The sequence below is a fragment of the Streptomyces roseifaciens genome, from assembly GCF_001445655.1.
Lineage (GTDB): Bacteria > Actinomycetota > Actinomycetes > Streptomycetales > Streptomycetaceae > Streptomyces > Streptomyces aureoversilis.
In genome coordinates this window covers 3349264-3369488 of sequence record NZ_LNBE01000004.1, presented here as the reverse complement: position 1 = coordinate 3369488, position 20225 = coordinate 3349264, and the positions used below count along the sequence as shown (strand labels likewise).

The 20225-nt window shown below is 73.7% G+C and carries 15 protein-coding genes; 9 read left to right on the top strand and 6 right to left on the bottom strand.

The genetic code is table 11. The features are described 5' to 3' along the window. Positions 1-16 precede the first annotated feature (16 nt). The 3 genes from AS857_RS32200 (at position 17) to AS857_RS32190 (ending at position 4514) form a co-directional block, all read left to right on the top strand. On the top strand, positions 17-616 hold the full coding sequence (locus AS857_RS32200; protein ID WP_058046676.1) for a TetR/AcrR family transcriptional regulator: 600 nt from the start codon (positions 17-19) through the stop codon (positions 614-616). Positions 617-737: 121 nt separating this feature from the next. Then, positions 738-2954, top strand: a complete 2217-nt coding sequence (locus tag AS857_RS32195) for an MMPL family transporter (protein WP_058046675.1) — start codon at positions 738-740, stop codon at positions 2952-2954. A 363-nt stretch (positions 2955-3317) separates the two neighbouring features. Next, positions 3318-4514 carry a MarP family serine protease gene (locus AS857_RS32190; protein ID WP_058046674.1) on the top strand — a complete coding sequence of 399 codons (1197 nt, stop codon included), beginning with the start codon at positions 3318-3320 and terminating at the stop codon, positions 4512-4514. A 46-nt stretch (positions 4515-4560) separates the two neighbouring features. On the opposite strand, the gene AS857_RS32185 is transcribed toward AS857_RS32190, so the two are convergent. Continuing rightward, complete coding sequence (locus tag AS857_RS32185) at positions 4561-5400, bottom strand: HNH endonuclease family protein (RefSeq protein ID WP_058046673.1); 840 nt, start codon at positions 5398-5400, stop codon at positions 4561-4563. A gap of 197 nt (positions 5401-5597) precedes the next feature. Next, positions 5598-7646, bottom strand: a complete 2049-nt coding sequence (locus tag AS857_RS32180; protein ID WP_058046672.1) for an MDR family MFS transporter — start codon at positions 7644-7646, stop codon at positions 5598-5600. A 181-nt stretch (positions 7647-7827) separates the two neighbouring features. Between AS857_RS32180 and AS857_RS32175 the strand changes: the two genes are divergently transcribed. The 5 genes from AS857_RS32175 to AS857_RS32155 all read left to right on the top strand — a co-directional run bounded on the left by AS857_RS32175 (position 7828) and on the right by AS857_RS32155 (position 13038). Next, positions 7828-9132, top strand: coding sequence for an energy-coupling factor ABC transporter permease (locus AS857_RS32175; RefSeq protein WP_058046671.1), 1305 nt, complete (start codon positions 7828-7830; stop codon positions 9130-9132). A 2-nt stretch (positions 9133-9134) separates the two neighbouring features. After that, on the top strand, positions 9135-9926 hold the full coding sequence (gene cbiQ, locus AS857_RS32170) for a cobalt ECF transporter T component CbiQ (protein ID WP_058046670.1): 792 nt from the start codon (positions 9135-9137) through the stop codon (positions 9924-9926). Between the two features lie 66 nt (positions 9927-9992). Next, the gene (locus AS857_RS32165) at positions 9993-10781 is read left to right on the top strand and encodes an energy-coupling factor ABC transporter ATP-binding protein (protein WP_058046669.1); all 789 of its coding nucleotides are present in this window, start codon (positions 9993-9995) and stop codon (positions 10779-10781) included. Positions 10782-10910: 129 nt separating this feature from the next. Next, the gene (locus tag AS857_RS32160; RefSeq protein WP_058046668.1) at positions 10911-12092 is read left to right on the top strand and encodes a serine hydrolase domain-containing protein; all 1182 of its coding nucleotides are present in this window, start codon (positions 10911-10913) and stop codon (positions 12090-12092) included. 160 nt (positions 12093-12252) lie between these two features. Next, positions 12253-13038 (top strand): SDR family oxidoreductase, encoded by a 786-nt coding sequence (locus tag AS857_RS32155; protein ID WP_173864864.1) that lies wholly within the window; start codon positions 12253-12255, stop codon positions 13036-13038. 30 nt (positions 13039-13068) lie between these two features. Here the strand turns inward: AS857_RS32155 and AS857_RS32150 are convergent, their stop codons facing one another. From AS857_RS32150 to AS857_RS32135, 4 genes are all read right to left on the bottom strand, one after another. Beyond that, on the bottom strand, positions 13069-13920 hold the full coding sequence (locus AS857_RS32150; RefSeq protein WP_058046666.1) for a DMT family transporter: 852 nt from the start codon (positions 13918-13920) through the stop codon (positions 13069-13071). A 49-nt stretch (positions 13921-13969) separates the two neighbouring features. Continuing rightward, positions 13970-15331 (bottom strand): acyltransferase family protein, encoded by a 1362-nt coding sequence (locus tag AS857_RS32145; protein ID WP_058046665.1) that lies wholly within the window; start codon positions 15329-15331, stop codon positions 13970-13972. A gap of 126 nt (positions 15332-15457) precedes the next feature. After that, complete coding sequence (locus AS857_RS32140) at positions 15458-17098, bottom strand: penicillin-binding transpeptidase domain-containing protein (protein WP_058046664.1); 1641 nt, start codon at positions 17096-17098, stop codon at positions 15458-15460. A 163-nt stretch (positions 17099-17261) separates the two neighbouring features. Next, positions 17262-19022, bottom strand: a complete 1761-nt coding sequence (locus AS857_RS32135; RefSeq protein ID WP_245700583.1) for a dolichyl-phosphate-mannose--protein mannosyltransferase — start codon at positions 19020-19022, stop codon at positions 17262-17264. A 292-nt stretch (positions 19023-19314) separates the two neighbouring features. Here AS857_RS32135 and rsmI point away from each other — a divergent pair, with 292 nt between their 5' ends. Beyond that, the gene (gene rsmI / locus AS857_RS32130) at positions 19315-20202 is read left to right on the top strand and encodes a 16S rRNA (cytidine(1402)-2'-O)-methyltransferase (protein WP_173864828.1); all 888 of its coding nucleotides are present in this window, start codon (positions 19315-19317) and stop codon (positions 20200-20202) included. Positions 20203-20225: the final 23 nt, after the last annotated feature.

Genomic DNA, 20225 nt, shown 5'->3' with positions numbered 1-20225 from the left:
TGCGGAGGAGGCGGACGTGTCCACGGAATCACCCAAGCCGGCGGCGCGCCGCACCCGGCTCACGCCCGAGCGGGAGGCCGAGCTCTACGAAGCGGTCCTCGCGATCCTCCGCGAGGTCGGCTACGACGCCCTGACCATGGACGCCGTCGCCACCCGTACGCACGCCAGCAAGGCCACCCTCTACCGCCAGTGGAAGGGCAAGCCGGAGCTGGTCGCCGGGGCACTGCGCCACAAGAAGCCGATCAAGCTGGAAGAGATCGACACCGGCACGCTGCGCGGTGATCTCCAAGCGATGGTGTGCGAGGCCGACGATGAGCAGATGGAACAGGACGCCGCCCTTATGCGCGGCCTGGGGCACGCGATCCACGCGAACCCCGATCTGCACCGGGCACTGCGCGAGCTGCTGATCGAGCCGGAGACCGAGGGTCTCCGGGCGATGCTGCAGCGCGCTGTCGAGCGGGGCGAGGTGGCCGCGGACAACCCCGCGCTCGAATTCGTCGCCCACATGATGCTCGGCGCGTTCCTCAGCCGCCCGCTGTTCGAGGACCGGCCCGCGGACGCCGCGTACCTGGTCCGCTACATCGACGCCGTGATCCTCCCCGCTCTCGGCCGCTGACCCCCCACTTCTCCGCCTCCCCCCACCTCCCCCCACCGCCCACCTGACGCGCCGCTCTCGTCGTCGGGCTGGTTCCCCATGCCCTTGTTCATCCACTGAATCGACGGGAGCACCACTCCACGTGGCCACGTTCCTCTACAGACTCGGCCGTACCGCCTTCCGGCGGCGCTGGTACTTCGCCCTGATATGGGTGGCGCTGCTGGTCCTCGCCGGTTTCGGCGCCGCCACGGCGTCCAAGTCCACCAACAACGACTTCTCCATACCCGGCACCGAGGCGCAGCGCGCCTTCGACCTGCTGGAGAAGCGCTTCCCGGGCAACAACGAGCAGAACGCCTCCGCCCGCATCGTCTTCAAGGCCCCCGAGGGCCAGAAGCTCACCGACGCCAAGAACAAGGCGGCCGTCGAGAAGGTCATCGGCGAGCTCAAGCGCAGCCCGCAGGTCGCCCAGGCCGCCGACCCGTTCGTCGGCCAGACCGTCAACCCGGCGGGCACCACCGGCTACGCCTCCGCCGCGTACAAGGTCAAGGCCGACGAGCTGACCGAGGACTCGCGCACCAACCTCAAGGACGCCCAGCAGCACGGCCGCGACGCCGGGCTGACCGTCGAGGTCGGCGGCAGCGTCCTGCAGCAGATGCCCGAGGGCGGCTCCGAGGCCATCGGCATCGCGGTCTCCGCGGTCGTCCTGCTGATCACCTTCGGCTCGCTGGTCGCCGCGGGGCTGCCGCTCCTGACGGCCATCATCGGCGTGGGCATCGGCGTCTCCTCCATCGCCGCGCTCGCCCCGCTGCTGGACCTCTCCAGCAACACCTCCACGCTCGCCATGATGATCGGCCTCGCGGTCGGCATCGACTACGCGCTGTTCATCGTCTCCCGCTACCGCGCGGAGCTGGCCGAAGGCCGTGAGCGCGAGGAAGCGGCGGGCCGGGCCGTCGGCACGGCCGGATCCGCGGTGGTCTTCGCGGGCCTGACCGTCGTCATCGCGCTCGCGGGCCTCATGGTCGTCAACATCCCCATGCTGACGAAGATGGGCATGGCCGCGGCGGGCACGGTCACCATCGCGGTGCTGATCGCGCTCTCGCTCATCCCCGCCCTGCTCGGCTTCGCCGGCAAGCAGGTGCTCGCCCGCAAGGTCCGCAAGGCCGGGCCGGACGCAGCCGACGGCGACAAGCCGAACATGGGCACCCGCTGGGCCCGCTTCGTCCTGCGCAAGCCGGTGCTCGTGCTCGTGGCCGGCGTGCTGGGCCTGGGCGCCATCGCCGTGCCCGCGGCCTCGCTGGAACTGGGCCTCCCGGACGACGGCGCGGCCTCCAAGAGCAGCACGCAGCGCAAGGCGTACGACCTGCTGTCGGAGGGCTTCGGCCCGGGCTTCAACGGCCCGCTCATGGTCATCACGGACGTGGCGGACGCCAAGGACCGCAAGGGTGCCGCGCAGAAGGTCGGCGACACCCTCAAGGGCCTGGACAACGTCGCCACCGTGACCCCGGCGCACTTCAACCCCGCCGGTGACACGGCCATGCTCACCGTCGTGCCCAAGTCCAAGCCCACCAGCAAGGACACCGAGGACCTCGTCCACGCGATCCGCGACAAGGGCGACTCGCTCAAGGCCGACACCGGCGCCGAGGTGCTCGTCACCGGCGCCACGGCGATGAACATCGACGTCTCGCAGAAGCTCAACGACGCCCTGCTGCCCTACCTGGCGCTGGTCGTGGGCCTGGCCTTCCTGCTGCTGATGGTCGTCTTCCGCTCGGTGCTCGTGCCGCTGAAGGCCGCGCTCGGCTTCCTGCTGTCGGTGATCGCCGCGCTGGGCGCCGTCGTGGCGGTCTTCCAGTGGGGCTGGCTCGGCTCGCTCTTCGGGGTCGAGGAGACCGGCCCGATCATGTCGATGATGCCGATCTTCATGGTGGGCGTCGTCTTCGGCCTCGCCATGGACTACGAGGTCTTCCTCGTGACGCGGATGCGCGAGGCGTTCGTCCACGGCGAGCGGCCCGGACAGGCCGTCGTGACCGGCTTCAAGCACGGGGCGCGGGTCGTGACGGCCGCGGCCGTCATCATGATCAGCGTCTTCGCCGGCTTCATCGGCTCGTCCGAGCAGATGATCAAGATGATCGGCTTCGGCCTGGCCATCGCGGTCTTCTTCGACGCGTTCGTGGTCCGGATGGCGATCGTGCCGGCGGTGCTGGCCCTGCTCGGGAAGTCGGCCTGGTGGCTCCCGGGGTGGCTCGCGAAGATCCTCCCGAACGTGGACGTCGAGGGCGAGGGCCTGCAGAAGCGGCTCGAGACGCCCGGGGCGCCGAAGTCGCCGGAGGCGGACGAGGACCGGGAACTGGTCAAGGCCTGACCCGCCCTTTCGCGACCGCGGCCCGGCGGTGCCCCTCACCCGTGCGGGTGGGCCGGCACCGCCGGGCCGCGGCGTTTGCCGCGGCAGCGGCGGTCCCTCACGGGGGTGGGACCGGGGCCCTTCCCCCGCCGCGACCGGGGGCACCTCCCAGCGGTGGCTGGGGGAGCGCGGCCGCACGCGACGAGCCCGGCGGTGCCGAGCGCACCGTGGTCGTACGCCCCGCGCCCCGGCGGCAACGTGGCGTACGCCATGAATTCGACCGGATTGGGAACCGCCGCCCGCCGTACCCGCGTTTTCCCAAGTCCACGGGCCAACGAACCCGTGGGCGCGTTCGGGGGCGCGCGCGAAGGAAAGGGCTCCGCGTTGAACCTGCTCGATCTGCTGCTGTTGCTCGTCGTCCTCGGCTACGCCGTCTCCGGCTTCCGCCGCGGCCTCGTGGCCGGCGTCGTGCTGCTCGCCGGTTTCCTCGGCGGAGCCGTCATCGGCGTGTGGGCGCTGCCGTTCGCCCTGGAGCCCTTCGAGGCGGGGACCGCCACCGCCGCGGTCGTCGCGGTCCTGGTCGTCCTCGTCCCGGCGGCGATCGGCCACGCCCTGGCCGCCCGCCTCGCCTACGGCCTGCGCCGCCGCCTGACGTGGGCCCCGGTCCGCGGCGTCGACGGCGTCGGCGGCGCCGCCGTGAACTCCCTGGCCGTGCTGCTGGTCGGCTGGGTGGCGGCGAGCGTGCTCGTCTCGGCGAATTCGCCGCTGCTCGCCCGGCAGATCAGGGAGTCGACGCTGCTGGGCGCGGTCCAGAAGGCGATGCCGGAGCAGGCGCCGACCTGGTTCAGCCGCACCACGGACGCCCTGAACGGCGCGGGCTTCCCGCAGGTCTTCAACCCCTTCGAGAACGAGCCGGCGACGAGCGTGCCGAAGCCCTCGGGCGACGCCGTCACGCCCGCCGCGACGAAGGCGGCCAAGGAGAGCGTGGTCAAGGTCGAGGGCGTCGCGGACACGGGCGAGGGCCGCCGCGGCCAGGAGGGCAGCGGCTTCGTCTACGCCGCGCAGCACGTGATGACCAACGCCCACGTCGTGGCGGGGGTGAACAGCCCCACCGTGCGGGTCGGCGGCGTCGGCAAGGCGTACCGGGCGAAGGTCGTCCTCTTCGATCCGAGGGCGGACGTCGCCGTCCTGGACGTGCCGGGCCTGAAGGCGCCGGTGCTGCCGTTCGACAAGTCCGCGAAGCGCGGGGACGCGGCGGTCGTCGCGGGCTTCCCGCAGAACGGCGGCCTCGACATCCGCGCGGCCACGGTCGCCAACGAGCTCCGGGCCAAGGGCCAGGACATCTACGGCGACGGCGTCACCACGCGCACGGTGTACTCGGTCCGTTCCACGATCCGCCCGGGCAACTCCGGCGGCCCGCTGCTGACGCCCTCCGGCCGGGTCTACGGCGTGGTCTTCGCCCGCTCCACGGCGGACGCGGAGACGGGCTACGTCCTGACGGCGGCCCAGGTCGCGGAGGCCGCCGAGCGCGCCGCCACGGCGACGGCGCCGGTGACCACGGGGAGCCGGGCGGCGCTGTAGCAGCACCGCCCGGCCGCCTCGGCCCGGCTGCCGCCCGGGCCTCGGGTCACTTCTTGCAGCCGGCCAGCACCTGCTGCAGCTTGGCCTTCTCCTTCCGGGTGACGGACAGCCCGTAGTAGTCCTTCACCCCGATCCACGCCTGGCTGTAGAGGCACTCGGCGCCGGCGACCGGCATCCACTTCTCCGGCCCCTTGTCGCCCTTGCGCCGGTTGGCCCAGGTGGACACCGCGATCAGCTGCGGCGAGGCGGCCAGGTCGTTGGCGAACTCCTGCCGCTTCTTGTCCGTCCAGCTGCGCGCGCCGGACCCCCACGCGTGCCGCAGCGGTACGACGTGGTCGATGTCGACGTGCGCCGGGTCGGCCATGTCCCTGTTGTCGTACTCGCTGTGCCACCGCCCGCCGACGACCTTGCACCGGCCGTCGAGCGTCGCCGGGACGACGGACTGGAACTTGAGGGCGATCTGCCGGGTGGTGCACCGGTCGACGCCGTGCTGGACCCAGCAGACGGAGCCGAAGCGCTTGCGGTGGTAGCCCGTGCTGCTGAAGGGCTTGACCTTCAGCTCGCCCAGCATGCGCACGGCCTCCTTGCGGTCCGGCAGGTTCCGGGGCCACTTCAGGGGGAGGCTGCGGCCCGCGGGCGTGGTCGGCGGGTTCCCGGTCTGGGGAGGCCGCGTGTAGATGTCGCCCTCGTCCGCGGCCGGCCCTTCGCAGTCGTTCTCGTCGAAGTCCAGCGGGGCCCGGTGCTGGTGCCGTCCGGCCTGCTGCCCGGCCTGCGGCGTGACGGGTTCCGGCGGGGGCGTGGCCCGGGCGACCGTCCCGGGGAGGGCCGCCGGAACGACGGTGGCGGCGATGGCGAAGGCGATTCCCAGGCGTCTGTACCGGCGCATGACGCATCTCCTCAGGCGTTGCTGTGCTGCGGGTGCCGATGTGGCGCGTCATGAGGAATTGACCAAGCACGGGTCAAATGTGCGTATATTCTGATTAATTCACCCGTCTGAGTGGGGAAACGCCCCCGGCCGGTTCGCGCAGCCCGGGGTGGCCTCCCGCGCCGCCGACCACCCCTGCGGGGCCCCCGCAGGGCCGCCTACACGGCGATCCGCTCCAGCCCCTCCTCCTCCGCGGCCTCCGCCTCCTCCAGCAGCCGCTCCGCCACCGCGTCCAGGGCGCGGTCGAGGCGGGCGCGGTCCTCGGGGTCGCCGACGTCCCAGTCGTCCAGGCGCGCGGCCAGCCACGCGCGCCACGTCGTGCCCAGCCGCTCGATCTCCGCCTCGCCCGCGGGCGTCAGCGAGAGCCGGTCGCCGTCCACGCGCGCGTACCCGGCCTCCGCCGCGCGGGCGAAGACCGGCTTCAGCACCTCCGGCGGCATCCGGTGCGCGGCCGCCACCGACGACAGCGCCGCCTCGCCGCGCACCCGCAGGCGCCAGTGGATCTGGCCCAGCGTCCACGCCTCGGCCGGGCCGAGCGGGCTGCCCGACTCCGCCAGGACCTGACGGCTCACCGGCCCCTTCGCCTTGCGCATGACGCCCGCCACCGCCCGCTCCAGCTGCCGCTCCGCCTCCGCGGAGTCCGGGGCCGCGAAGCCCTCGCCCATGTCGGACGCACCGGCCCGCGCGCTGTCGCGCAGCGGCACCTCCTTGAGGAACCACGCGGCGACGAAGCCCGCCAGCGCCACCGGCACGACCCACAGGAAGACGTAGTTCACGGTCTCCGCGTACGCGTCGACGACCGGCCGCGCCTGCTCCGCCGGCAGCGCGGCCAGCCCCTGCGGGCTGATCACCGCGGACGGCGGCACACCGGGCGAGCGGGCCAGCGCCTCCACCAGATTGGGCTTGAGCTGGTTGCTGTAGAGCGTGCCGAAGATGGCCGTGCCGAAGGCGCTGCCGAGCGTGCGGAAGAACGTGACGCCCGAGGTGGCCGTGCCCAGCTCGTGGTACGGGACGGTGTTCTGCACGGCGATCGTCAGCACCTGCATCGCCAGCCCGATGCCCACGCCCAGCACGAACATGTACAGCGACTCCAGCCACGCACCCGTGGACGCCCCCATCGTCGACATCAGGTACAGGCCCAGCGCCATCACCGCCATGCCCGCGATGGGGAACATCCGGTAGCGGCCGGTGCGGCTGACGACGATGCCCGAGAGCATGGACGCGCCCAGCAGCCCGGCGACCATCGGCAGCGCCCGCACGCCCGACATGGTGGCCGACACCCCGTCCACGTACTGCAGGTACGTCGGCAGGTACGTCAGCGCGCCCAGCATCGCGAAGCCGACGATGAAGCTGAGGAGGGAGCAGACGGTGAAGACGGGATTGCGGAACAGGTGCATGGGGAGCATCGGTTCCTTCGCCCGCAGCTCCACCAGGACGAAGCCCGCCAGGAGGGCGATCGCACCCGCGAACAGGCCGACGATGACCGCCGAGCTCCACGCGTACGTGTTGCCGCCCCACTCCAGGCCCAGGACCAGCGCGGAGGAGCCGGCGGCCACCAGGGCGATGCCCAGGTAGTCGATGACGGGCCGCACCGCCGAGCGGACCACCGGGATCGTGCGGGCCGCCATGACGACCATCACGATCGCGACGGGCACGTTGACGTAGAAGCACCAGCGCCAGGTCGCGTGGTCGGTGAAGACGCCGCCCAGGGTCGGGCCGACGACCGTCGTCACGCCGAAGACCGCGCCCAGCGCGCCCTGGTACTTGCCGCGCTCGCGCAACGGGATGACGTCCGCGATCAGCGCCATGGCGGTGACCATCAGACCGCCGCCGCCGATGCCCTGCAGGGCGCGCGCGGCGATCAGCATCATCATGGAGTTGGCGACGCCCGCGAAGACCGATCCGGCGGTGAAGACGACGGCGCTGAGCTGGAAGACGACCTTCCGGCCGAAGAGGTCGCCGAACTTGCCGACCAGGACGGTCGAGACGGTCTCGGCGAGCAGGTACGCCGTGACCACCCACGCCATGTGCCCGCCGCCGCCCAGGTCCGCGACGATCGTCGGCAGCGCCGTGGAGACGATCGTCTGGTCGAGGGCCGCGAGCAGCATGCCGAGCACGATCGTGACGAAGACCAGGTTCGTACGGCGGCGACCGAGCGGCGGCGGGGCCGCGGGGACGTTCGCCGGGGGCGCGGGGGCCGTGGTCATACTGCCCAGCATTCGGGCAGGGGGCCGGGGCCGCCACCGGGGCCGCCGCCGTTGCCGCCGCCCGGGGCGGCGCGCGGGTGAGCGAGGGGCGCGCAGAAGCAGTGCACAAGCTCTTGCGAGAGCTTTGCAGAACGCCCCTATCATCGAGCGGTTCTGGCCACGGTGACGAAGGAGCGACGTCATGCACGTACCGGACGGATTCATCGACGCGCCCGTCTCGGCCGCCACGGCCGTGGTCGCCGCCGGCGCCGTCGCCGTGAGCCTGCGCGGCGCCCGGCGCGAACTCGACGACAAGGCCGCGCCGCTCGCGGGGCTCGTCGCGGCGTTCATCTTCGCCGTCCAGATGCTGAACTTCCCCGTGGCGGCGGGCACGAGCGGGCACCTGCTCGGCGGCGCGCTCGCCGCGATCCTCGTCGGGCCGTACACGGGCGTGCTCTGCATATCCGTCGTCCTGCTCATGCAGGGCGTCCTCTTCGCCGACGGCGGGCTGACCGCGCTCGGCGTCAACATCAGCGTCATGGGCGTGGTCACGACCGTCGTGGCGTACGCCGTGTTCCGCACCCTGGTGAAGGTGCTGCCACGCGGGCGCACGAGCCTGACCGCGGCCTCCTTCGCCGCCGCCCTCGTCTCCGTCCCGGCCGCGGCCGCCGCGTTCACCCTGATCTACGCGGTCGGCGGCACGACGGACGTGCCGGTCGGCAAGGTCTTCACCGCGATGGTCGGCGTCCACGCCCTCATCGGCCTGGGCGAGGCCGCGATCACGGCCCTGACGGTCAGCGCGGTGGCAGCGGTCCGCCCGGACCTGATCCACGGCGCGCGGGACCTGATCCGGCCCCTGGAACTGCGCACGGCGCCGGAGACTTCTCCCCGCCGCGACGGCGACCAGCCCGGGCGGGGCGGCTTGGCCGTGCCGGACGGCGCGGCCGGGCCTGCAGCTTCGGAGGCGTCCACGGCGCCGGGGGGCCCGGCATCTCCTCTCCGCCACGACGGCGACCAGCCCGAGCGGCGTGATCCGGCGGTGCCGGACGGGCTTGAGGAAGGCGGGCACCGCCGGGCAGGCGGTCACCGGCCGGGCGCCGTCGCGGCGGATTCGGTGGGCGCGGCCGGTGCGGAGCCTGCGGGGACGCAGGCGTCCCCCGCGCTCGACGGCGCGAGGCCCGCCGCGGCGCCCCGGTCCGCGCGGCGCCTGTGGGTCGCCGGGCTCGGCGTCGCGCTCGTCTGTGCCGGAGGCGTCAGCTACTACGCCTCCTCCAGCCCCGACGGGCTGGAAAAGGTCGCGCAAGACAAGGGCATCGACAGCAAGGCCGAGGAGCACGCCGCCAAGGACTCCCCCCTCGCCGACTACCAGGTCAAGGACGTCGCCGACGAGCGCATCTCCGGCGGGCTCGCCGGAGTGATCGGCGTCGGCGCGACCCTCGCCGTGGGCACCGCCGTCTTCGTGGTCGTGCGCCGCCGCCGCGCCGCCCCGTCCGCCGAGAGCGCCTGACGATGGGCGCCGGTCACGCGCACAAGCTCTACCGGCACGCGCATTCCCCCGTCCACGCCCTCCCCCCGCACTGCAAGATCGCCGCCGTTCTCGCGTTCGTCCTCACGGTCGTGGCGACCCCGCGCGAGGCCGTGTGGGCCTTCGGCCTCCACGCCCTGCTCGTCGCCGCCGTGGCGGCGACGGCCCGCATCCCGGCCGGTTTCCTGCTGCGCCGCCTGCTGGTCGAGATCCCGTTCGTGGCGTTCGCGCTGCTGATGCCGTTCGTCGTGCCGGGCGAGCAGACGCACGTGCTCGGGCTGTCGCTCAGCGGGCCCGGCCTGTGGGGCGCCTGGAACGTCCTGGCCAAGGGCACGCTCGGCGTCGCCGCGTCCGTCCTGCTCGCCTCGACGACGGAGCTCCGCTCGCTCCTCCTGGGCCTGCAGCGCCTGCGCATGCCCCCGCTCCTCGTCCAGATCGCCTCCTTCATGATCCGCTACGGGGACGTGGTCACCGACGAGATGCGCCGCATGCGCATCGCCCGCGAATCGCGCGGCTTCACGGCGCGCGGCGTGCGCCACTGGGGCGTTCTGGCCAGGTCCGCGGGCGCGCTGTTCATCCGCTCGTACGAGCGCGGGGAGCGGGTCCATCTGGCGATGCTGAGCCGGGGGTACGCGGGGACGATGCCGGTGCCCGACGAGGTCGCGGCGACCCGTACGCAGTGGGCGTACGCGGCGGCCCTCCCGCTGGCCGCGCTGGCGGTCTCGCTGGCGGCGTGGGCGGTGCCGGGCGGCCTGCCCTGGACCGCCGGCAGCTGACCCCCGCTCCGTACCCGCCCGCCCCCGGCGCGCGCCCGCCCTCCCCGACCAGAAGGACCTCCCCCCATGACCGTCGCCGCGTCCTCCCCGTCCTCCCCACCGCCCCCGCCCTCCCTGGAGGTGTCCGGCCTGGCCTACGCCTACCCCGACGGCCACCAGGCCCTCTTCGGCGTCGACCTGGCGGTCGCCCGCGGCGAGCGCGTCGCGCTCCTCGGCCCGAACGGCGCCGGCAAGACCACCCTCGTCCTCCACCTCAACGGCATCCTCGGCGGAGGCCTCGGCCGCGTCAGCGTCGCCGGCCTGCCCGTCGAGAAGCGGAACCTCGCCGAGGTCCGCCGCCGCGTCGGCATCGTCTTCCAGGACCCCGACGACCAGCTGTTCATGCCGACCGTCCGCGAGGACGTCGCCTTCGGTCCGGCGGCGGCCGGCCTGCGGGGCGCCGAGCTGGCGGCGTGCGTGGAGAAGGCCCTGGCGCGCGTCGGCATGGCCGGCTTCGCGGACCGCCCGCCGCACCACCTGTCCTTCGGCCAGCGGCGGCGCGTGGCCGTGGCGACCGTCCTGGCGATGGAGCCCGAGATCCTCGTCCTGGACGAGCCCTCGTCCAACCTCGACCCGGCCTCGCGCCGCGAGCTCGCGGACGTGCTGCGCTCCCTCGACGTGACGGTGCTCATGGTCACGCACGACCTCCCGTACGCCCTGGAGCTGTGCGAGCGGTCCGTCGTCCTCAGCGAGGGCGTCATCGCGGCGGACGGCCCGACCCGCGACCTCCTGTGTGACGAGGACCTCATGCGGGCGCACCGCCTGGAGCTGCCGTTCGGCTTCGACCCGCGCACGGCAAGGCCGGTGGGGCCGTAGGCGGGCGTCCGCGGCGTCGCCGGAAGGTGACAGGCCCCCCGGGTCCCTCCACCCCGGTCTACGCGCATTGACGAACGCGTTGCACCATGGTGGAGGAATTTGCAGCAATCGGCACAGGAGCAGGCAACAGTGGTGGACGTCCAGGGCACGGTGGCGGACGGTTTCGAACCGGTCCGGGACGCCTTCGCGGAGAACTTCGCCCGGCGCGGCGAGCGGGGTGCGGCCGTCGCCGTCTACCGCGACGGGCGCAAGGTCGTCGACCTGTGGGGCGGCGCCCGGGACGCCGACGGCGGCGAGGAGCCGTGGCGGCGCGGCACCGCGCAGATCGTCCGCTCCGCCACGAAGGGCGTGGCCGCGGCGGTCCTGCTGCTCCTGCACCAGCGCGGACAGGTGGACCTGGACGCGCCCGTCGGCACGTACTGGCCCGAGTTCAAGGCGGCCGGCAAGGAACGGGTCCTCGTCCGGCACCTGCTGTCGCACCGCGCCGGCCTGCCCGCGCTCGACGAGCCCCTCACCCCGGCGCAGGCCGTCGACGGCGTCAGCGGCCCCGCGGCGCTGGCCGCCCAGGCCCCGGCGTGGGAGCCCGGCACGGCGCACGGCTACCACGCGCAGACGTACAGCTGGCTGATCGGCGAGCTGGTCGAGCGCATCACCGGCCGCTCGATCGGCCGCTGGATCGCCCAGGAAGTGGCCGGGCCGCTGGGCCTGGACCTGTGGCTGGGCCTGCCGGAGTCCGAGCAGCAGGCGGGCCGGGTCGGGCGCATCGCGGACATCGAGGCGCCGGCGGCCCCGTCGTCGGCCGGCCTGCGGGTGCGACCGAAGCAGTCCGTCACGGACGCCTACCGCGACCCGGAGTCCCTGACGCGGCGCGCCTTCGCGGCGATATCCCCGGCGGCGGACGAGAACGACCCGGCGTACCGCGCCGCCGAGCTGCCCGCCTCGGCGGGCATCGCGACGGCGGACGCGCTCGCCCGCTTCTACGCGTCCCTGATCGGGGACGTGGACGGCGTACGGCGCCTCTTCGCACCGGCGACGCTGACGCTGGCCCGCACGGAGGAGTCGGCCGGCCCGGACCGGGTCCTGGTCGTGAACACCCGCTTCGGCCTGGGCTACATGCTCCACGGCCCGTCCTCGCCCCTCCTGGCCCCCGGCTCCTTCGGCCACCCGGGCCGCGGCGGCTCCCTGGCCTTCGCGGACCCGGAATCGGGCGTGTCCTTCGGCTACGTCACGAACGGCATGCAGAAGAACGTCACAGCGGACCCCCGAGCCCAGGCCCTGGTACGAGCCCTTGCGAAGGCGCTCGCCCCCTAGGAGCAGAGGCGCCACCTCATGCCGGCGCGGGCCGGCTCGGCCCCCGGCGGAGCGGCGGACCGGTGGCCGGTTCGGATCGGGCGCGGGTCATGGAGGCCGGCCCTCTTCTCCTTCGGGCGGTGGGTGCTTACGGTATCCACCCATGCAGCCCGTGCAGCCTCTGCAACGCTTCGACGGTTACGCCGCCCTCGTCACCGGCGCGGGCCGCGGCATCGGCGCCGCCACCGCGCACCGCCTCGCCGCCGAGGGCGCGCGCGTCCTGGTCACGGATCTCGACGGCGACCGCGCCGCCCGTTCCGCCGCCCGCATCCGCGCGGACGGCCTCGCCGCGGAGGCGCTGGCCTGCGACGTGGGCGACCGGGCCGCCGTCGAAGCGGCGGTGGCGCACGCCGTGTCCCGGTTCGGCGGCCTGGACGTCCTGGTCAACAACGCGTACTCGTTCCACCCCGACCCCCCGCTCGTGGAGGACGTCACCGACGACGCCTGGTCCCGGGACCTCGACATCACCCTGACCGGAGCGTTCCGCTGCGTACGGGCGGCCATGCCGCACCTGGCGGCCGCCCGGGACGGCCGCGGCGCGGTCGTCGGCATCGGCTCCGTCAACGGCGAGCAGGACTACGGCAATTTCGCGTACAGCGCCGCCAAGGCCGGCCTGGCGGGCCTGACCCGGACCCTGGCCGGGCAGTGCGCGGCCCGCGGCGTGCGCGTCAACCTGGTCGCCCCCGGCACGGTCCGCACGCACGGCTGGGACGACCGCCCCGGCGCGCTGGAGCGGGCGGCCCCGCTGTATCCGCTGGGGCGGGTCGGCGAGCCGGAGGACATCGCCGCCGCAGTCGCCTTCCTCGCCTCGCGCGACGCCGCGTGGATCACGGGCGTCACCCTCCCCGTGGACGGCGGCATCCTCATCGGCAACATCGGCCTGCAGCAAGCGTTCAGAGGGGAGTGACGCCCGGAAGAAGGGTCGCCGCCCGCGCCGTCACCCCGCGTGCAGCATCATCCCGATCCCCGCCACCATCAGCCCCGCCGCAGCGATCCGCGGCGCCCCGAACCGCTCCTTGAAGAACAGCGCCCCGATCGCCGCCCCCACCAGGATCGACGATTCCCGCAGCGCCGAGATGGGCGCGAGGTCGGCGCGCGTCTGCGCCCACAGCACCAGCCCGTACGCGGACACCGACAGCGCCCCGCCCAGCAGCCCGCGCACGGCGAACGGCCTGACCTCCGCCTTGAACGCGCCCCGCCGCGCTGCCATGGCGTACAGCGGGATGGGCGTCCCCTCCAGGATCATCAGCCACGCGATGTAGCCGAGCGGCGTGCCCGAGGCGCGTACGCCCAGGCCGTCGACGACCGTGTACGCGGCGATGGCCAGCCCCGTCGCCCCGGCGGCCACGATGGCCGCCCAGTGGGGCCGGGCCCCGGAGCCCCGGATGCCCCACACCGCGAGCCCGACCAGCCCGGCCGAGGCCACGGCCACGCCCGCCGCCTGCCAGCCGCCGGGCGTCTCCCCGGCGAAGGCGGCGGCCAGGACGGTCACGGCGAGCGGGGCGGTGCCGCGGGCGATCGGGTACATCTGCCCGAAGTCGCCGAGCGTGAACGACCGCATGAGCAGCATCTGGTAGACGACGTGCAGGACGGCGGACGCCAGCAGGTACGGCCAGGCCGCCCCGGCCGGCAGCGGTACGAATCCCGCCATCGCCAGCCCGCACACCGCCCCGCCGCCCCCGACGAGCGTGAAGGCGAGGAGCTGGTCCTTGATGCCGTGCGCGATGGCGTTCCAACTGGCGTGGGTGACGGCGGCTATGAGGACGGCCGCGGCGACCAAAGGGGTCATGGCCCTCGACGCTAGCGCCGCGTGCGGGGCGCACGCGATGTTGCGTGCCTCACGCCGTCCTCGCGGCCGTGCTCTTTCCCGCCCGCTCGACGAGCAGCCAGCCGGCGGCGCACATGGCGACGGTGACGGGCGCGGTGACCCGTACGGCGACGAGGACGGCGGAGTGCCCGTCCAGCAGCCCGCCGAAGCCCACCATGGACAGCCCCAGCACGCCGAAGAGCGTGAGCGTGACCCCGAGGGCGGCGGCCGGGCCGGTGCCGCGGCGGACCGCGGCCGTGGCAGCCGTGGCAGCAGGGGCCGGCGGCTGCTCGGCCTTGCGGAAGACCGCGACCAGGAGCGCCGTGAGCGCCGCGGCGGCCGCGATGCGGAGCGGCACCTGCAGCCACCAGGCCGCGCCCGCCGGCTCCGGCAGGGGCACGTGCAGGGCCAGCATCGCCCCGTACACGCCGAGCATCGCCGTGAGGTGCCACAGGAACGCCGTCATCGCCACGCCGTTCGCGGCGATGACGGTGCGCCAGACGCGGGGCCGGGCCACGAGCCGCGTCATCGGGCCGCGCAGCAGCTCGACCGCGCCGATCAGCCACATGCCGTGGCAGAGCAGGGCGGCGGTGGGCGGCGCCATGTTGCTGATCTTCTCGCCCGGCATGCCCACCATGGACAGCGGGTACGGCCCGAACGCCACGAGGGCGACCGCGCCCGCGAGACCGGCTGCGGCGAGCGCCCACGGCACGCGAAGGCTCAGGCGCCCGTCGGCGCGCAGGAAGCCGAGCTGGTGGACGGCCAGCCAGACGAAGCCGAAGTTGAGGAACTCCACGTACGGGACGCCGGCGGCGAACCGCAGCACGTCGACGGCAGCGGCCGCGGCGACCAGGGCGGCGAAGGCGGCCCAGCCGTACCGCTCGTGGAGGCGGAGGAGCGGCGGCGTGAAGGCCACCATGGCGAGGTAGATGCCGATGAACCACAGGGGCTGGGCGACGAGGCGCGCGGCGACGTCCGCGAGGGCGCCGCGTTGGCCGCTCAGCTGGAGGGCGAGCGCACCGGCGCCCCACACGGCGACGAAGAGCATCGTGGGGCGCAGGAGGCGCTGGAGGCGGGCGCGGAGGAAGAGCGCGTAGGCGGGGCCGCCGGTGCGGCGCGTGAGGGAGCGGTAGGAGAGGGCGTGGGAGAAGCCGCCGACGAAGAAGAACACCGGCATGATCTGCAGGGCCCAGGTGAGCAGTTGCAGCTTCGGCTCGACCGCGAGCAGGTTGCCGACGGCGGCGCGGCCGTCGTCGTCCACGGTCACGGCGGCCATGAGCCAGTGCCCGAGCACGACGGTCCCGAGGGAGGCCACGCGCAACAGGTCGATGACGCGGTCGCGTCCCGAGGGCGTCGCCGCGGCGAGCTCCCGCGCACTGATCTTCTGTCCCATGGTGCCCACCTTCGCCGGGCCCGGGCCCGCGGCACCACCGCCGGGGTACTCAGATCGCCTCTGAGTACCCCGCGCCGGGGCCCTTGTCGTGCCGGGGCCCGGCAATCACCCCCGCCGCGACAGCGATCAGGACGCCCTCAGGACCGCCGCCACCACCGGGCCCGCCGAGTCGCCGCCGTGGCCGCCCTGTTGGACGTACGCCGCCGCGGCCACGTCACCGCGGTACGCGCTGAACCAGCCGTTCGGCTTGGCCTGGCCGTCGACCTCCGCCGAGCCCGTCTTCGCGCCGATGTCGCCGCCGAGCCCGGACATGGCCCGGGCGCCCGTGCCCGACGTCGCCGTCAGCCGCATCATCGAGCGCAGCTGCTCCGCGACCGGGCCGGGCAGGTCGCGGGCCGCGCGGGCGAGCTGCCGGTCGTCGAGGGACGGGTCGACGATGTAGGGCTGGTGGAAGGAGCCGGCGCGCACCGTGGCGGCCATGGAGGCCACGTTCAGCGCGGACATCTGCACCTTGCCCTGCCCGATCATCGCCGCGGCCTTGCCCGCCCCGGACTCGGCCGGCACGCTGCCGTCGAACGTGGCGAGGCCCGTCTTCCACTCCAGCCCGAGCCCGAAGACGTCCCGCGCCTCCGCCGCGAGCGCCCCGTCGCCGACCTGGCCCGCGAGCGAGATGAAGGCGGTGTTGCAGGAGGCCGCGAAGTCCTGCGCGAAGGTGGCGCCGGGGTTCTCGCTCTCCTCCACGTTGTGGAAGCGCATCCCGTACGTGGCGTACTTGGGGCAGGGCAGCGGCTTGCCGGGCGCGGCCTTGCCCTGTTCGAGCAGCATCGCCGACGTGATGATCTTCATCGTGGAGCCGGGCGCGGTCTGGCCCATCAGCGCGGTGTTGAACTCGGTCTTCTTGGAGTTGGCGACGGCCAGGATCTCGCCCGTGCTCGCCTTGACCGCGACGACGGACGCGTCGGCGTGCCGCCCGACGGCGGACTCGGCCGCCCGCTGCGCACCGGCGTCGAGCGTCGTCTTGAGCGTGGCGGGCTTGCCCCGCGAGACGACGTGCAGGGTCCTCGGGGCGATCCCCGCCGCGGCCGCGGCCTCCGCCCCGCCCTCCGGCACGGCCTGCACCTCCAGGCCCGGCTCGCCGCCCGCCGCCTCCCCGAACCGCTTGCGCAGCTGCGGCAGGACGGACGCGAGCGAGGGGTAGTCCTTGGCTTCCAGCTTCGTGCCGTTCCGGTCGACGGCGTCGACCTGCGGGGCCGCGCCCGCGTCCGTCCTCAGGGTCTCGTTGCGCGCGAGCTTGGGGTGGACGACGGAGGGCTGCCAGTCGACGAGCGCCTGCCCGGTGCTCCTGCCGCGGACGACTTCGAGCGCGGAGTCGTACGTCCACGTGGAGCGCTGCTTGCCGTGGGAGATCTCGGCGCTCACGGAGAACGGCACCTTGGCGCCTTGCGGCGTGCCCGGCTTCAGGGCCACCTTCTCCACGTGGACGGTCTCGCGGTAGCCGGTGAGCGCGGTGGTCGCCGCGGCCGTGTTGTCGGTGAGGCGGGCGGCCTTGGCGGTGTCGCCGGACTCCCAGGCGGCGAGGAAGTCGCGCGCCGTCCTCTCGACCTCGTCCGCCGTCGGCGGCCCGGTTCTCAGCGGGGCGGGTTCCCCGTGGGCTCCTGTCGAGCCGTCACCCGCCACGGCGTCCACGAGGTTGTACGCGCCCATGCCGGCCGCCCCCACCATGGCCGCGGTCACGACGCCGATGGCGATCTTCGCACCCTTGTGCATGTGTCAGCCCCCTCCAGGCCCCCCAGGCCCGACCCGGTTTAATCATCCGATTAAAACCTCTGCGGGCACTGTACGGGAAAGGTGGGGCGAGGGAGGGCGAAATGGCCGGAACTGGTCCTTCAGCCGGATCGCCGGCCCTTCAGTCAGATCGCTGGTCCTTCAGTCAGATCCAGGAGTCGAACCACATGCGGTTCCGCCACGCCTCTATCGGAATCGCGTTCCCGGTGTAGATCGGCCAGAAGTAGATGAAGTTCCACGCGATCAGCAGCACCAGCGTGCCCGCCCCGACCGCGCCCGCCACCCGCCGCCGCTCCGAGGACCCCGGCGGCCCCAGGAGCGCGCCGATCATCATGGCGAGCGCCAGGCACAGGAACGGCAGGAACACCACGGCGTAGAAGACGAAGATGGTGCGTTCTTGCCACATGAACCAGGGCAGGTACCCGGCCGCGACACCGCACAGCACCGCGCCCGCGCGCCAGTCGCGCCGCAGCGCCCACCGGTAGAGCAGGTACAGCACCGCGAAGCACGCCGCCCACCACAGCAGCGGGGTGCCCAGCGCGAGCACCTCGCGCGCGCATTTGTCGGCCGCGTCCGCCGGGCAGCCGTCCTCGCCGGGCTTCGGCGACTCGTAGAAGTACGAGACCGGGCGGGCCTGGACCAGCCAGCTCCACGGGTTGGACTGGTACGTGTGCGGCGAGGAGAGCGTGGTGTTGAAGTCCCACACCTCCTGCTCGTACTTCCACAGGCTGCGCAGGGGGTTGAGGACCCCGGCGAGGAAGCCGTCCGCGCTGTGGCCGCCGTCGTTCTCGGCCCAGTGCCGGTAGTAGCCGCTGTGCTGCCAGCCGTCCTTCTCGCTGTACGTGCCGCTGTTGACGAACCAGCCCGTCCACGACGCCAGGTAGACGCCGATCGCCACCGGCACCGTCGACAGGAACGCCCACGGCACGTCGCGCCGCAGCGCCGAGAGGAAGGGGCGGCGGGCCCCCGCCGCCCGCCGCGCGCCCGCGTCCCACAGGACGATCATCAGGCCGAACGCGGCCAGGTACACCGCGCCGTTCCACTTCGTGGCGCACGCCAGGCCCAGGAACACGCCCGCCGCGATGCGCCACGGGCGCAGGCCCAGGCGTAGTCCGTCACCGACCGCGTCGTCCGGGCGCGGCACGCCGTCCTCGCCGACCGGCAGCGCCGCGGCCAGGCGGGCCCGCGACCTGTCCCGGTCCACCAGCACGCAGCCGAACGCGGCCAGCACGAAGAACATGAGCACCGAGTCGAGCAGCGAGGTGCGGCTCATCACGAAGTGCAGGCCGTCCACGGCCATCAGGGCGCCGGCCAGGCAGCCGAGGAAGGTGGAGCGGAAGAGGCGGCGGCCGATGCGGCACAGCATCAGCACGGACAGCGTGCCCAGCAGCGCCACCATGAAGCGCCAGCCGACCGGGTTCAGGCCGAAGAGCCACTCGCCGAGGCCGATGACCCACTTGCCCATCGGCGGGTGCACCACGTAGCCCGGCGCGTCCGGGACGTCCGTCCAGCCCGCGATGACCTTGTCGTTGATGTCGTCCGGCCACTTCGCCTCGTAGCCGTACTTCCACAGCGCCCACGCGTCCTTGGCGTAGTACGTCTCGTCGAATATCACGGCCTTGGGGCTGCCCAGGTGCCAGAACCGGATCAGGCCCGCGAACAAGGTCACCAGCAGCGGACCGGTCCACCCCGACCAGCGCGCCAGCCGCTGCGCCGCGTCCGGACGCAGGCCGAGCGTCGCCCACACCCGCGTCCCGGGCTCGGGGAAGGGCGGTACGAGCCGCGCCCGCACATCCGGCTGCGGCCGGGCCGCGTAGCCGAACCGGCGGAGTCTGAGCTGCCACGGTGGCGGTCGCTCATCTGCCGTCTGGCCCTGCGGGGCGTGGGTCGCGGTGTCACTGGTCACCGCGCCATCGTAGGGAACGACCCTGTCAGTCGGCGGATCACGCCCGGGCATGTTCCCGGGGGGCCGCGGGGACCGCCGCGGAGCCGGGGCCTCTTGCTGCGAGCCGGCGCCTTCCCGCCGGGCAGCCCGGGCCTCTTGCCGCCGGGCAGCCCGGGCCTCCTGCCGCCGGGCAGGAACCTCCCGCCGCGACGGCGATCAGCCCGCGATCGGCCCCCACCGGGGGTCCGGCGGTGCCGAACACAGCCGCGGGTGGTCCCGGCGCGCCGCCGTGCCCCGGGCGCGGCCTGCGAGGATGGGAGGCGTGACTGGAACGCTCGTACTCGCAGGTACCCCCATCGGCGACGTCGCCGACGCACCCCCGCGGCTCGCCGCCGAGCTCGCCGCCGCCGAGGTGATCGCCGCCGAGGACACCCGCCGGCTGCGCAGGCTGACGCAGGCGCTGGGGGTGCACACCACCGGCCGGGTCGTCTCCTACTTCGAGGGCAACGAGTCGGCCCGGACGCCCGAGCTGGTGGAGGCGCTGGTGGGCGGCGCCCGCGTGCTGCTCGTCACCGACGCCGGCATGCCGTCCGTCTCCGACCCGGGCTACCGCCTCGTCGCCGCCGCGGTGGAGCGGGACATCAAGGTCACGGCCGTCCCGGGCCCGTCCGCCGTGCTGACGGCCCTGGCCGTCTCCGGCCTCCCCGTGGACCGCTTCTGCTTCGAGGGCTTCCTGCCCCGCAAGGCGGGCGAGCGCCTGGGCCGGCTCCGCGAGGTCGCGGCCGAGCGCCGCACGCTCGTCTACTTCGAGGCCCCGCACCGCCTGGACGACACCCTCGCGGCCATGGCCGAGGCCTTCGGCCCGGACCGGCGCGCCGCGGTCTGCCGCGAGCTGACGAAGACCTACGAGGAGGTCAAGCGCGGCCCGCTGAAGGACCTGGCCGCCTGGGCCGCCGAGGGCGTGCGCGGCGAGATCACCATCGTCGTGGAGGGCGCCCCCGAGCCCGGCCCGCAGGACCTGACCGCCGAGGAGCTCGTGCGCCGTGTGCGGGCGCGCGAGGAGGCGGGCGAGCGCCGTAAGGAGGCCATCGCGGCCGTAGCTGCGGAAGCAGGCCTACCCAAGCGCGAGGTCTTCGATGCGGTCGTGGCGGCAAAAAATGCGCCAGAACAGGCCCCGTCGCAAGGTAAAGGGATAATCTGAAAAGCAAAGCTTAGGTCTGGCAG

Bases quoted from the DNA above. Each gene is read 5' to 3' on its own strand.
- AS857_RS32185 (WP_058046673.1), bottom strand. From the start codon at position 5,400: ATGCGCCGGTACAGACGCCTGGGAATCGCCTTCGCCATCGCCGCCACC.
- AS857_RS32180 (WP_058046672.1), bottom strand. From the start codon at position 7,646: ATGACCACGGCCCCCGCGCCCCCGGCGAACGTCCCCGCGGCCCCGCCG.
- AS857_RS32175 (WP_058046671.1), top strand. From the start codon at position 7,828: ATGCACGTACCGGACGGATTCATCGACGCGCCCGTCTCGGCCGCCACG.
- cbiQ (WP_058046670.1), top strand. From the start codon at position 9,135: ATGGGCGCCGGTCACGCGCACAAGCTCTACCGGCACGCGCATTCCCCC.
- AS857_RS32165 (WP_058046669.1), top strand. From the start codon at position 9,993: ATGACCGTCGCCGCGTCCTCCCCGTCCTCCCCACCGCCCCCGCCCTCC.
- AS857_RS32150 (WP_058046666.1), bottom strand. From the start codon at position 13,920: ATGACCCCTTTGGTCGCCGCGGCCGTCCTCATAGCCGCCGTCACCCAC.
- AS857_RS32145 (WP_058046665.1), bottom strand. From the start codon at position 15,331: ATGGGACAGAAGATCAGTGCGCGGGAGCTCGCCGCGGCGACGCCCTCG.
- AS857_RS32140 (WP_058046664.1), bottom strand. From the start codon at position 17,098: ATGCACAAGGGTGCGAAGATCGCCATCGGCGTCGTGACCGCGGCCATG.
- rsmI (WP_173864828.1), top strand. From the start codon at position 19,315: ATGGGAGGCGTGACTGGAACGCTCGTACTCGCAGGTACCCCCATCGGC.